The sequence below is a fragment of the Roseovarius sp. BRH_c41 genome (assembly GCF_000961715.1).
In the GTDB taxonomy this organism is placed as follows: domain Bacteria; phylum Pseudomonadota; class Alphaproteobacteria; order Rhodobacterales; family Rhodobacteraceae; genus Roseovarius.
In genome coordinates, this window is the sequence record NZ_LADY01000060.1 from 47,641 (window position 1) to 61,704 (window position 14,064).

Consider the following 14,064-nt stretch of genomic DNA (forward strand, 5'->3'; position numbering starts at 1 on the left):
GACTGGAACACGCACGGTTCAGCAGAGTTTGGAAGGAGATTTCATTGGACGCGTTAATTGATGAGAGCGCTGCGCTGACACCTGAGCTACTCAGGGAGATACTTCCGATTGTTGTCAGTGACCGACGCAACTTTTCGGATTTCTTCGATTTTGTTGATAAGGCTGAAAGAGGAAATGATGAAGTTTTCTATCCGGCGTTACTCAACCGCATAGAGACCGATGGGAACTGGTGCCACTCTCTGGAAATGGCATTTCTGAGGTCCAGTCGAGAAAAGGAGCGGCAGCGGGCACCTTCAGTGAAAATCTGGAAATGGTTGAGGTGCTCTGTCCCTGATCTCCCTGACCTGTCTCCTAGTCCTATCAGTTTTGAGGATGATTTAGTCGGGGTCGTAACGGCAATGACGCCGATTCAGCTCTTAGTGGTCAATATTATGGGGCGATTTGTCCACGGAGATGCTGGTGCGGGGAAAGAAGTCGAGACATTGGATTTTGGAGAGACGGATCGATCAGATTGGATGACGCTGCGTGATCAGCTCCGCCATGCGCTGGATCTTATGGCTGAAGCTGACGTCGAAAAGGTATCAGATATCATCAGGTTGGCCAAAAAGCTTCAAGCCGCCTGTGCTGATCATGTGCGAAATGCCGATGCACAGAGGATGGCTTTGCTTCAAGCTAAGCGAGACAGTCTTCTGATATCTTTAGCCAAAATTGCCGAATTTACAGGAGGAGCGGACTTGCTGGAGAAGATCCGGTCCGAAGATGCACTCGATGGTTTTGAACCGGTTATTGAGCCATTAAATGCTGCAATATCCGATTGGCAAGTTGCAATCGTTGAGCGAGACAAAGCTGCGAGCCTTGAGGACGAGATCAGGGCTGATCGTAATCGTAGCCGCGCGGATCTAAGAGCCGCGGGAAAAGTCGCGGAAGGTGCGGAAGAGAAAGAACAGATAACCCGCCAAAAGGTAGAGGCAACTTTGCAAGAGGCACTGCTGGTGCTTAACAGCGAGCTTTCAGCGCCGGTCGCAGAGACATTGTCGCCTCACAAGGTTGAGGAGCCAAATTCTGTCGATGAGGCGCTGTATGATGTGATCAACGACTTGTCTGATGGGGTAACAGATCAGACCTTGGTTAAATTTCAGCCGGAACAAGTCACTGAACATGATGCACCGATTGAGCTTGCACAACCTGTGTCGGACGCACCGCTAGCTGACAAAATAGAGATTGCTAACCTTGTCGCCATTCTCGAAGATCCGGCTGAAACCGCGATTGAACCTGTCGCAGCGGCTAATGAAATGGATCAGGAGTATGAGCCGTCTGCGGTATGGACCTGCCCCAGGGAGCTGGACGATCTGTTAGCGGACTATCTTGGCAAGGAGGAAACTGCGCTCGCTTGGCACCTTGCTGATCTGGCGGAGGAGGCAGGGCACGTAGTGCCGATCCCACCGCCTCTGCTCCGGGCGCTTGCCGCAGTTCCGGCTATTACTGGCCCCTATGATTACTCCACCCAAGCTGTGGGCGAGATGCTGGCGGCAGCCATGTCAGCGCTTGATCGTGCTGTGGAGTCAGGCCCTGCTGCGGGACAGCGCTCCCGTGGGATTGCCTTGGCGGCGCTCATGCGTCCGGCGTTGATGGCACGAGACACGAATGCGCGTAATCTTCTGGCGAATCTTTCGCTCTCGGCCCCGTGGTCAGGTTACGGTGGTGTTGTGAGCAGCCTTACGGGGTTGCGGCACGATCTTCAGCCCAGCGTTGCAGAATTGACGGCATTGGCTGGCGTCGATAGCAAGCGACGCTTGCCGCAAGTGATAGCGGACATGAAACAATGGTTGCCGGGCGCGCGTGCGGCGCAAAGCATGCACGCCCCCTCCAATACGGTGCTGCATGGTCTCCTTTCAGAACATCGGGAACTTGGGGGGCTTTTTGAGGCTGCCCTGTGCGATGATCTTCCTGCTGTGGAAGTGGGCGTCGAATTTCTGATGGAGTTGGCCGGAAGCAAGAACGTGGCGGAAGCTCTGGTTGCTGCGACCGAAAAGGAACTCAACCGACCGCGGCGCGATGCGATCCGAGGGATGGCCCTAGACTGGATTTGTCGTAAGCTGCGAGAAGGGGCAGAGCTTCTCCTTCGCTGGCGAACCGCCAAGCATGAAGACGGTCTCGTTGATGACCGTCGCAAAGAGGATTTACGGCGTTATGTCGGTAATTTGCGCAAGGAACTAGAGCATGTCAGAGGTGACGAGGCTTCGGGTAACAGTCTGGATGCAGCTGTGCAGCTCTGCGTGGATCGGGCTATCGAAGATCTGATCGTAGTTATTGATGGACAGGCCGAGGGTGTGGCGCCGGTTCGCGTATCGGATGTCTTGGATCTGCCGCTTCTGCGCTTGCCTGGTGTTTGCCAGCCATTTGCCCCTGATGATGCCGCCTATGCTGAGGAGCGATCCGCGCAGCGTTCTAGGCTTCTGATTGCTCTCTCTTCACCTCAGGACATTGCGTACGATGATCTGGCGGCCTGGACACATCACATCGCCGATCGCGCCTTACTTCCCGCTCGCCAGATTTTTAACCGGCTTCAACGTTGCGGAGCGGTGTCTGATGTGGATCTCGCCGTATTGCAGCAAGAACTGGAGGAAGTACGTTACGCTGCTGTTGCCGATGCGCAAGGCAGGATCAAGTCATTGCGGCACGATTTGGAGCCGCTTCAAAGCATTGATCTCAGCACATCGCAGGAAATTCAGCGATGGCTCGAACGTTTGGCTACGATCGAGCAGGCGATTTCTCGTAATCCCGAGAATGGCCCGGTCCTTCCAATGTGCGACGATATACGTGCTCCTGATATTCCACCTGATTTTCCACAGCTTGACGAGGTATTGGCTGCTGGCCGACAGCTTCGTGACTCAGTGCGGGGGCGGATCATGCTCGATCAGGAGAGGCGGTTGCGGAGCTTGATTGAGCGCTATCATGCTGATGATCGCCATGAGCTGGCGGAACAGGCGGAAGAGGTTGTCGCCAACTTGGCCGACAGGGATCTTCTGACCGTCGAAGATATCGTGATACGCCTGCAAAATGGGCAAAATCTCGCGCTGAATGATGATGCGAGAGAAGACTATTTCTCAAAATTCTATCCTGATTTCGTTCTGGCGCTTGGGGCGGCGGATATTGGCGGGGGAAAAGTTTCGCCGGCAATTGAGAAGGGGGGGCAAGTTGGCCCGCTTGATTTTTCGGCCCTCGATGATGGTGAACGAAAACGCTCTGGCCAGTTGTTCGAGAACTGGCGCGCACTGAAAAATGCCATGAGCCCCAATCGTGGTGATCTCGGGCAGTCGCTACGGCAATTCATGGAGCGTCTCGGGTTCACCTCGGTTGCGATAGAAAGGGAAACCATTCTGTCGTCACAGTTGCGCACAATGCGGATGCGCTGTGATGAGTTGACGGCGCAGCACTGGTTTTTGCCGCCTGCATTCGGCAGCGAAGCCCGGGGCAGCTACCCGGTATTCTTGGCCAGTGGTAACATCGATGATGAGCAAGTGACGCGAGAGCTGGCGAAGGTGGGGCGCGATGCTCCCTGCATTCTGCTGGTATTCGGAACTTTGACCAAGGCTCGACGAGAGAATTTCGCTTTGGCCATGCGGCGCGCAAAGCAAACCGTCTTGTTGGTCGATGAAGCGCAGATGCTTTATCTGGCGATGGGCAGTTCGTGGATGGAACGGCTTTTCACCTGCGCAGCCCCCTTCGGTTACCTCCAACCGTATACGACCAGCGCAGGAAAAATTCCGACGGAGATGTTTTTTGGGCGTGAAGACGAGATCGCCAAGATCGAGTCGACCACCGCCGATGGCTGTCTCGTATATGGTGGCAGGCAGCTCGGAAAGTCCGCGCTGTTGCATCATGTTCGTAAGCGTTTCCACCAGCCAGACATCGGGCGCCATGCCTATTATCTGAAAATAGACGAGTTCGGGGGCCAAGTGCAGTCAGCTGATCAGATATGGTCACTGATCAGACGTGAGCTTGCTTCCGATCAAATTATATCCAAAGCTGCGGAAAACGCAGACGACATCGGCGATGGAATCCGCGATTGGCTGCATCGGGGCGGGGAGCGCAGGATCCTTATTCTAATCGACGAGGCCGATATGTTTCTGGCGTCTGAAGTGCGTCATGGGTTTCCGAACCTCAATCGTCTCAAAGACATGATGGAAACCTCGGCTCGGCGCTTCAAAGTCGTCTTTGCTGGTTTGCATAATGTTCGCCGGATGGCCAAGGCACCGAACTCGCCGCTTGTCCATCTGGGAGAGCCAATCTGCGTCGGACCGATGAATACATCCAGTGAGAGCAGTCTTCAGGCTCGTCGTCTGGTGACCGAGCCAATGGGCGCGGCTGGCTTTCACTATGTCTCGCCCGACCTAGTTCAGGCCGTGCTGACCCGGGTCAATTACTATCCTTCTCTTGTTCAGGTCTTTTGCAAGGCTTTGCTTGAAGGTATTTCCAATCAAGCTCGGCCCCGTGGTCCGGGACCCCGTTGGCTTCTTGAGAATGATAACCTGTTCGAGAACAACGAAGACATCAACTCACAGATCCGTGAACGATTTCAGTGGACGCTGAACCTCGACCCGCGTTACGAATTGATTGCCAAAGTTCTCGCGCTATACCGGCTCGATAGTGCGGAGAGTGACGGCGGTGCGATGAGGCCAGAGAACATTATTCGCGAGGTAGAAGATTTCTGGCCGCGAGGATTCGAGAAACTGCCACCTGAAGACTTTAGCGCATTTTTGGATGAGATGGTTGATCTTGGCGTGCTGATTCGCCTCGGTAAGGGTAGGGGCAGCTATGGGTTGCGGGGCGCTCAGGTCGCTCAGATGCTGGGGCAACGCGAGCAACTGGAGCATGAAATTCTGCAGATCGCCGAAAAGGAGCCGAGGGTCGACTATGATCCGAGCTTCTATCATCGTCGCTCGCGACCTGATCAGTCGGAGCGTCGCTCGCCCCTATCCGACAACGCCTTGCAGAACCTCTTTGATACGGAATCCCCGGGAATACGCTTTCTCGTGGCACCTCCGGGGATATGGGGTAGTGATGCTGCTAAGGCTGTAGCTGAGCTGGCAGATGGCTGGCAGGACAAGAAGGGGCTCCTTGGGGGCGTCCTTTTCTCTGGTGGTGACGATGAACTTCGTCGATTGGTTGAGCGCGGCCACGGACGGCGGGTGCTGGTGCTTCCCGCGGCCAGCAAAACGGCGCGAAAGTGGGTGACTTGGCTTGCCGAGCGCGATCAGGTTTCACGACAGGGCGCAATCCTACCCGTATTTGTCGGGTCCCATGAACAGATTGCTAAGGCATGCCCTCCAGCTGATGCTGGTATTCCGGTTCAGATGTTCCGGGCACGGCCTTGGGAACGCAATATGGTGCGGGCGTGGTTGGCTGAAGGTGGGCTCCAGGCGCTTGATACCCCCGAGTGTCGTGCTGCTTTACTGGACGTATCGGGAGGCTCGCCCCAGCTTTTGAGCGGCCTGCGTTCCAAGTTGGAGGCTTTGGTGTCAGAGCGACGTGGGGAAGCCGCTGTGGAATCCATTCGCGCTATGGGATGCGACTTTGAGCTCCAACCTGGAGAGATAGGCCTACCCGAAAGCCTCGTGCCGATGTTCTGCACAGCGGTAGAGTTATTGGAAAATGGGGAGGAGCGGAGCACGCTTGTCGAGTTGCTGGCGGAGGGAGGGAATGCACAGGCGGATCAGGAGTTTAAATTGATGGAGCGATTGGGACTGTTCCGAGCTGATCCACGTCAACCTGGTTGGATCGTGTGTTCGGCCCTAGGTGCCCTTGTGTTCAGAACCTGTGAACGACCTGTTAGCAGCAGTGGTCGCTGATGTCCTTGCGGATGCCTGAGGTCTGGAGCCTGCCCTCGCCGGGGCAGTTTCTCGCGGAAGCGGAATTATCGGTGGTTCGGGGTGGCGCTGTCCTTTCTCTGGATGCGTCCACTCCGCCCGGTCTTCCCACAGAGTTGTCGCGCCGTTTTCAAAACACTCATAGCATCTATAGGCTTCAGCCTCCTTCGGGGGCCGCCCCGCTTCCGATACTCGCGGACCTTTTCTCTTGTGGAGGTGCGCTCGGAGACCTTGTGGCGAATCTCGATTGTTTGCTGATAATTGATGCCTGTGACCTGTGTGCTGCCGACCTTGAGGCGTGGAATGTGTTCCTAGGTCGCTTCCGGCGAGAGTGGGAACTGGCGGGGGATGGTTTGGCGATCCTGTTCCTCGGGCCAACCGGGTTTGCAGTCAAAGGCTTCACGCAGATCGATTGGGCTGGTCGAACGAAACGGATCGACGTGATGATCTGGGCGGAGTTCCATGTGCCCTCTGGGCGCTCGGTTTTGTTCCAAGATCTGGCGGTGAATCTCGCAGTCGAGTTATGTGGATGGCGGTTGGACCTCGTCGCCGATCTCGTTACTCAACGTGAGGAGGACATTCTTGCCCCTCAGGGCTGGTTGCGCAGGAATGCCGATCTTGGTATCAACTTCGAAGGAAACTATGGCACTCGTGTTTTCCATTGCCCGGTGCATCTCCATTCGTTAGGGGAAACAAAAGAGATCGCACTGCGCACCTGGCGAGCGCAGTTGTCCACTCTGTTCCCTTGGATAGAAGAGCATCGTTTGCGAATCATTGACCGCTACCGAAAGCTCCTGCGCATAGACGACCATCTGCGCAAGCTACAGGTGAATGAGGTCGAGAATATCGAATTGGGGGCTCTAAGGCATCAGTTGCGATCTCATCTGCCTCGAAGTGAGCTCGAACACATTGAGGTGCTGGCAATGATGCGTAACGATCTAGCGCATCGTAAGCCAATCGAACCACAGCACTTCAGGCGTGCTCTGGATATTTCCAATACGCTACGTTAAGCCATGGGGATAATTAGGTGAGTTTTCTGGTTTATATATTCTTCTTTTAAATTACTGAAATTGCGTCCTATCTGGATACTTTGTTTTCATGGCGGCACGTCAAACTGCACATTGAAGCTCTGGTAGGTTACGGCGGCTGCACCCTCCCGCAACCATAAATACACAATATATCAAACGCATAGCCTGAGGTATATCTATACCGCAGGCACTTTTGCGTTTCACATCAACGCCACATCAACGTTCGACGAGTCCCCCTGAAAACTCAGAGGGCTTTTTTGTGTTTCAGACTTTCAACAGATCAAGCAGGGGATCAAAGGCGTACATCGCTGCGCGGCGGCCGGAGGCTCCTTCGATGGTGCGCAGCAGGCCAGCCTCCACCAAACGTCGCGACAGGGCGCGAGCAGAAGATGGCGGAATGCCTGACCTGTCGACGAAGCGGTCGTTGCGAAACACCGGGCTGGCAAAGACAAAGTCCAACGCCTGATCATTGAACTGCGAGTTCAGAACCTCGCGGAACCGTTCCCGCATTTCTCCGTGGAGGCGGAAGATCGAATCTGCAGTCTGGATGTTGACCGTCGCTTGTTCGTGCATGGCCTGTAGGAAGAATACCACCCAGCCTGTCCAATCTCCGGTGGCGGAGACGGCACGCATCCGCTCGATGTATTCGTCTTTGTGAGTCTCGAAGTAGCCTGAGACGAAGAAGTTCGGCTGATGCAGGATTCCAAGCTTCCACAGCATCAGGGTGATCAGCATTCGGCCGATCCTGCCGTTGCCGTCCTCGAACGGGTGTAAGGCTTCGAATTCGACATGCGCGACGGCCGTGCGGATAAGCGGCCGCATCTTGCTTTCGTTCATGAAGTGGACCAGTTCAGTCATCGCCGGTGCAAGCTGCTCCGGGGCGATTGGGACGTAGTAGATCTTTCCCCTCCGTTCGTCCCCGATGTAATTCTGCTCGACCTTGTAGCTGCCGGGACGCTTGCGGGCACCGCGGCCAAAAGAAAGCAACTGCTGGTGTGCGGTCCGGATCAGGTGTTCGCCAAGTGGCGCGCCCTCGGCAAGGGCTTGCTGAGCATTCCGCAGCGCGCGAGAATAAAGGTAGGTCTCGACGTCGTCGTTGCGGGCCTCACGATAGGGGTTGGCACTGCCCGCGTCTTCCTCGGCCTCTAGCCGATACAACTCCTCGATGGTCGAAATTGTCCCCTCCATGCGGGAGGAGGTAACGGCGTCTTGGCGGCGCAATGGCGCGAGAAAAAGCTCGCTGTTCACCATGCCCGACATCTTTGTATCGTACCGCGCAAGGGAGGCTGCAGCCTCCTCGAGCGGTCCGAGCAACACTTCGTAGTCGAGGGTAGATGGGGGAAAGGTGCCGATGTGATAGGTGACGGCATCTGTCAGATCGTAAGGTTTGGTTGTCATATGCGTGCCGATTCTGTCATCAACGGTATTTGACGTCAACCTAGTCCCGCCAAGATGGCTTGGCAACAGAATGCGTGCCAATTCTGCCGCCAAGTGGCGTTGTCGTCAGCGGCCTGTCATCAAACTGGGTTGGCGACGAAACTCACCAGTGAACTACCGTGAAGCCACGATTCCTTACAGTACATCAGCAGCGCGCTGTGGCGGAGTTTCAACTCGTCGGGGGACATCGATCATTCCATGTATCCGGGCGTGCTGACGCGCCAGCCGCGCCGCCGCTGCATGCCCACCTGTCCGGCCTGCGAATGGGGCGGCGTCTCAGGCTGGGTATGCGTCACCGCGACGGCGGCGGTCTCCACCCCGGCCTGTTTCTCGAGGCTCTGCCACATCTGCTCGTCGAACCGGTCTGCTCCGAGGATCCAGGCGGCAGCCCGGGCATAGACGCGGGTGTCGAGCGCCTCGTTGCGTTCGCGCATCTTCTGCCATTCTTGGCGCGCGTAGCCGCGCTTGTTGCGCAGGGTGACCAACTGTTCGGCCACCAGCTGCCTGAGCCATTCGGTGTCGATCCAGTCGGGCAGATGCACCGTGCCGGGCGCATCGAGCACGCCGAGGCTCCGATCTTCGTCACTGGGCCGTTCCAGCCGCAGGAAACGATAGGTTTCGATCTTGAACGTGGCAGTTGCGATCGACCACAGCCGGGCCCCGCACCGCAGGCGTTTGCCACCGATGGTGGCATCGACAAAAGTCGGACCCGACACCGGTGTGGCCCGGTTGAAGCCCTCCAGACCCTTGACCGGCGCAACCTGTGCAATTCCCTGCTGGCGGGCCCAGCCATAGACGGCGGCGGATTCATAACCGGTATCGATCGCGAGTTTCGCCAGCGTCATGACCGCGCCGTGTTCATGCACCCAGGTCTGCCCCAGAAGGGCCGTCAGTTTCTGCCAGCATGCCTGATCGTCTGGTCCGCCCGGAATGACGATGTGATCAACGAGCCAGCTCTCGAGCCCGCGCCCCCAGGCGCAGACATCGATCTCGATACGGTCCTTCTGCACATCGGCGCCCGCGGTCAGGAAGAGACCCCCGGCCGGGATCTGCGCGGGATAGGCTTCGCGGCGGTCCGCCAGCCGCTGCCAGTCCGGCGCATCATCCGACTCGACCCATGTCTCGCCCAAGAGCGTGTTGCGCGCCGCGCGCAGCATCTCCTCGGAGCCCTGCGCCGCCAGCCAGTCGCGCGCGATCTGCGCCCAGCTTGTCCAGCCCAGCGGCGAATAGAGCGCGGAGAGGTGAAAGCCAATCGACTGCGGGTCCGCCGACACGGCCGTCGCCCGCCACTCGCCCCGTTCCAGCATCCGCATCTTGTGATGCTCCGCAATGACGGCCTCGCCGCTCTCGCAATGATAGGCGGCGGTGTCAGGCTTTCCCTTGTCCCAGCGCAGGCGTTCGAACTGCAGCCATTGCATGTGGCCGCAATGCGGGCAGGGCACGAAATAGCGCCGCTGGTCGCTGGCCTCGTATTCCCGCTCGATCCGGCTCAGCCCCCGGATCGTGGGCGTCGAGACCATGAACACCTTGCGCCGGTGCGAGAAGGTGGTGGTGCGCGCCTCCGCCAGGGTGACCGGATCACCTTCCTCGTCGGCCGAGGCCGGATAGGCGTCGATCTCATCGAGAAAGATATAGCGCGCCGGCATCGAGCGCAGGCCGGTGGCGCTGTTGGCACCCGTCAGTACCAGAATGCCGCCCGGAAACTCCTTGGACAGCATCGAGTTTCCCGCGTCGCGCGAGCGGGCCGGCTGTACCCGCTCCCGCAGCGCCGGGCTGTCTTCGATCAGCGGATCAAGCCGTCCGCGCGAGCTGCGCTTGGTCATCTCCACCGTCGGCAGCACCGCCAGCATCGGCCCCGGCGCATGATGGATGACAAAGCCGATCCAGTTGTTGCCGGCCTCGGTCGCGCCGACCTGTGCGGCTTTCATGAACGAGATGCGCTGTGCCGGGTGCCGCGGCGACAGCGCATCCATGATCTCGCGCAGGTAAGGAGCGCGCGCGGTGCGATAGCGCCCCGGTTCCGCCGAGGCCCGCGACGAGAGCCAGCGATGCGCATCCGCCCACTCCGACACCGTCAGGTCCGGATCGGGCCGCAGACCGCGGCGCCACGCGCGCAGCACGTCCTCGGCCCCGTCGAAGCCGAGGTCGAGCCCGTCCGTCAGATCGTGATCATCCCCTCCCTCATCCAAGCGAGACGCGAAGGTCGGCAAGGGCGTCGAGTTGCGCTCTGACATGGGTTTCCAGCACCCTCTGCAGGATCGCGACCTCGATCATCACCGGCGTGCCCGAGTGCTTCTCCCCCTCCGCTGCCACCTCGGCCGCCATCAGCGCCGCCACCCCGCCGGGCCAGGTGACCCAGGCGTCCCGCTCCTGCCGCGCCAGACGAAACACCAGCGTTTCAGCGCGGGCGCGATCAACCAGCATGCCCTTCCGCTTCTGGATCGCCAGCTGGCGTTCCTGCGCCTGGTAGACCGTCAGCGCGGTGCGGGCCTTGACATAGGAGGAGCTGTCGGCCGGTCCTGAGAAGCCGCTGTCGCCGGTGCTGCGCCGCTGCTGGTCCGGATCGGTCATCTCGGCCCGGCGTGAATCCGAGGCCGCCGCGTTGATCGATCCGTCGCCGTAGACCACCAGTCGCCCAGACCTGCGCGCCTTCTGGACCGCCCCGCGCGAGAGGCCGGAATGGGCGGAATACTCCCGTTCGCTCATCCCCTGCATGGCTTAGGCCGTTCCGGATAAAGCAATGATATTGCTTGTTATTCAGTTGATTATACTTCGTGACAGAGCGAGTCTGGATCCACGAACACGATGCAACTCACCCCCGGAGATCCCGCCATGGCCACCAGCCGCGCCCCAAAACAGAACGACAAGGCCCTTAGCGCCTTTCTTGCCGCCAAGGCCGAGATCGACACCATGCTCGAGCGCCTCAAGACCCTCAGCGAGGAGCATTTCGATGTGAGCCCCGAGGAGATCAACTGGGGCCATGTTGGCACCCTGACCCATTATGCGGGTCTGCTGCGCCAGATCACCGACAGCGCCTTCCGCGAGGGAGAATTCGACGAATGACATCTTCCGCCCGGCTCGCCGCGTGGCCCGCCTCCAGGGCGGGCTTCACCGGGTGGAAGGGCCGGCACAGGGCTGGCCCTCGGAAACCGGAGAGACAGATGCCCAAACTCACTGACACGCAAACCATCATCCTCAGCGCAGGTGCCCAGCGCCCCGACAACCTCGCGATGCCGTTGCCCAAGGGGCTGCACGGCGCCGCCGCAAGGAAGGTCGTCAGCATGATGATCGGGCGTGGCTGGCTCGAGGAAATCGACGCCAACATCCGCAAGGGCGCGCCGCTCTGGCGAGAGACCGGTGACGGGCATGGCACCACGCTGGTGGTCACCGACGCAGGCCTGCTGGCGATCGGGATCGAGCCGGTGGTGGTGAAGACCATGGCTGCGATCCGCATACATGCCGCCCAACCGCCTGCGCCCAAACCGCCGAACCCGCGCGCGGGAACGAAGCAGGCGATGCTGATTGCGTTCCTGGAGCGTCCCGAAGGGGCGTCCATGGCCGAGATCGTCGAGGCGACCGGCTGGCAGGCTCACAGCGCACGAGGTTTCATGTCGGGTGCATTGAAGGAGAAGCTGGGGTTGGTCTTGACCTCGGTGAAAGAAGATGAGCGGGGGCGGGTGTATCGCATCGGATAGCCTGACCAGGACTGGTCCGATGACCGTTTAGAGCCCACAGCGACTGGTGCCGCAGAAAGCGCGAACGTCTGGTTCTACACTATTTGCTCGTTGAGTGAGAGATTTCAGCGTCCGTCCTGGTCGGGACTGTTCGTGGTCAGCGACGGGCGCTGGACGCGATTTCTGCCGCGGCTATTTGGCGACCGCCGCTGCCAGTCACGGGTCAGTGCGCGCGGTGGACGTGTCGACACCGGGCAGCAGCACATCGAGATCTTCGTATTGGAGGCCCTTTTTCTGATGCGCGTCACTATCGCCGTTGAACATCGTTCCCCAGAACCCTCGGTCAAGATCGCTTGTCCCGAAAATCCAGTCTCCGATCGGGAAGGTGAGATTGAAATTCTTGGTCTGCATCAATCCCAGAACGTGATGGATATAGTGCATCCGCCGTATGGTGTTGATCAGCGGCACGTGCCGCAGGTAGGGGCTCTTTTCGTCGTCCAGATGCGACAGCGTATGAACGAATTCGTAGAACAGGTAATAGCCGGACATCGAAATGACGATCAGGTAGGCCGCGTTGGATGAGACCAGCCAATTGGCGAGCAGCGCGGGCGGAATCGAGAGCAGCACGAAGGCGACCGGCGCCAGCGGCGGGAACAGCAGCGCCCGCCATTCCTTGTGGCCCTTGTAGCCAAGATCGTGATGCGTGAAGAACTGGTGATGCGTGGTGCAGTGCCGCTTGTAGACCATCTTCAGCCCCGGCACGGGTCGGTGCATGATCCAGCGATGCGCCGAATATTCCGCCAGGTTGCCGACGAGAGCGAATATCGGGATCAGCGCCCATTCCCAAGGTGCAGGATTGTTCAATTGGCTGATGGAATAGGCCAGCGCGCCTAATGTCAGGACCAGAGTGAATCCAAGATGATAAAGGCCGTGATACCACGACGGCGTATCCGCGACGAATTGCTTGCGGTATTTGCGCTGGCGGTCCTGTTCGCGCGCGTCACGCTCGGGCGATTGGGTGAAATGGGGCATGGCAGTCCTCCGGTATGGTTGATTTCGCATTGGCCTCCAGTGTATCCCGCAGCGCCGGCGCGGTCGTTCTCACCGGGCGCGGGAAATTCTCATCTGGAACTTTTTTTGAACGAACGGACAGGTTTGCAGACCGGGTAGGCGCAACCATCTAGGAAAGCAGGTGCCAATTGGCCTAACCTTGCGCGATGAAGCATTCGATAGACCTGACGGAGGGCGCCGAGATCTTGGCCGGGCGTTTTGGCCGGGCGGCGCTGTTGTCGCTAAAGGATCGGCTGACCGCCCATGCCCATGCGCAGACCCATCTGATCATCAAGCTCGGTGGCCCCGACCAGTTTTTTGTCGTCGATGGCCAGACCGTTCCGCTGACGGCGGACCGCGCCGTGGTGGTCAACCCGTGGCAAGAGCATCACTATACGCCGACCGACACGGATGCGATATCGTCCTATCTCGCGCTGTACCTCAATCCGGGCTGGCTGCGCCGGGCCAGCGACCTGTTCGATGGCTGCGGCCTGCCGGGTTTCTTTGAACGCCCGTCGATCCGGGTTGACGAACGCGCGCAGGGGTTGGCGCGTGAACTGCGTGATCTTATTCACGCACTGGAGGGCCGCAACGAACGGGCCGAGGACGTGATCGTGGCGCTGATGACCCATTTCGTGCGGGCCGAAAATGCCGGGCGCAAGGCCGCGCAGGGTTTTGTCGATTACCGAATACGGCGGGCGGTCGAGCAGATGCAGGACAACCCTGACCAACAATACGATCTGGACGCATTGGCCCGCAGCGTCGGCCTGTCACGATCGCGCTTCAACGTATTGTTCAAGGATACTGTCGGCGTCGGGCCGGGCATCTATGGAAACGCGATCAGGATCGAGGCCGCGGTATCGGCATTGGCCGACCGGGCCAGCGCGCAGGATGTCGCGGCCGATCTCGGCTTCAGCTCGCCGGGGAATTTCAATCGGTTCTTCCGGTATCACACCGGCGTGTCGCCGGCGAAATTCAAACGGGCCCTGCAAGACATCGGCTGAT

9 protein-coding genes are annotated in these 14,064 nt (G+C 58.9%); 5 read left to right on the forward strand and 4 right to left on the reverse strand.

All coding sequences use genetic code 11. The annotated features are described in order from the left end of the window. Positions 1-44: 44 nt before the first annotated feature. Both VR71_RS18715 and VR71_RS18720 read left to right on the forward strand, forming a co-directional pair. On the forward strand, positions 45-5,852 hold the full coding sequence (locus VR71_RS18715; RefSeq protein WP_296430591.1) for an ATP-binding protein: 5,808 nt from the start codon (positions 45-47) through the stop codon (positions 5,850-5,852). Between the two features lie 251 nt (positions 5,853-6,103). Next, positions 6,104-6,880 carry a hypothetical protein gene (locus VR71_RS18720; RefSeq protein ID WP_296430593.1) on the forward strand — a complete coding sequence of 259 codons (777 nt, stop codon included), beginning with the start codon at positions 6,104-6,106 and terminating at the stop codon, positions 6,878-6,880. A 282-nt stretch (positions 6,881-7,162) separates the two neighbouring features. On the opposite strand, the gene VR71_RS18725 is transcribed toward VR71_RS18720, so the two are convergent. From VR71_RS18725 to VR71_RS18735, 3 genes are all read right to left on the reverse strand, one after another. After that, positions 7,163-8,296, reverse strand: a complete 1,134-nt coding sequence (locus VR71_RS18725) for a Fic family protein (protein WP_045686137.1) — start codon at positions 8,294-8,296, stop codon at positions 7,163-7,165. A gap of 230 nt (positions 8,297-8,526) precedes the next feature. Continuing rightward, positions 8,527-10,569, reverse strand: a complete 2,043-nt coding sequence (locus tag VR71_RS18730) for a phage terminase large subunit family protein (protein WP_045686138.1) — start codon at positions 10,567-10,569, stop codon at positions 8,527-8,529. Beyond that, complete coding sequence (locus VR71_RS18735; protein ID WP_045686139.1) at positions 10,517-11,050, reverse strand: hypothetical protein; 534 nt, start codon at positions 11,048-11,050, stop codon at positions 10,517-10,519. Before VR71_RS18735 ends, VR71_RS18730 begins: the two co-directional genes overlap by 53 nt. A 117-nt stretch (positions 11,051-11,167) precedes the next feature. On the opposite strand from VR71_RS18735, the gene VR71_RS18740 reads away from it, so the two are divergent. Continuing rightward, positions 11,168-11,398: a hypothetical protein gene (locus VR71_RS18740; RefSeq protein ID WP_045686197.1), complete on the forward strand. Its 231-nt coding sequence runs from the start codon at positions 11,168-11,170 to the stop codon at positions 11,396-11,398. Between the two features lie 98 nt (positions 11,399-11,496). Next, positions 11,497-12,030 carry a DUF3489 domain-containing protein gene (locus VR71_RS18745; protein WP_045686140.1) on the forward strand — a complete coding sequence of 178 codons (534 nt, stop codon included), beginning with the start codon at positions 11,497-11,499 and terminating at the stop codon, positions 12,028-12,030. 195 nt (positions 12,031-12,225) lie between these two features. Here VR71_RS18745 and VR71_RS18750 read toward each other — a convergent pair whose 3' ends face one another. Continuing rightward, complete coding sequence (locus tag VR71_RS18750) at positions 12,226-13,041, reverse strand: sterol desaturase family protein (protein WP_045686141.1); 816 nt, start codon at positions 13,039-13,041, stop codon at positions 12,226-12,228. Between the two features lie 185 nt (positions 13,042-13,226). Here VR71_RS18750 and VR71_RS18755 point away from each other — a divergent pair, with 185 nt between their 5' ends. Next, on the forward strand, positions 13,227-14,063 hold the full coding sequence (locus VR71_RS18755; RefSeq protein WP_045686142.1) for an AraC family transcriptional regulator: 837 nt from the start codon (positions 13,227-13,229) through the stop codon (positions 14,061-14,063). Position 14,064: the final 1 nt, after the last annotated feature.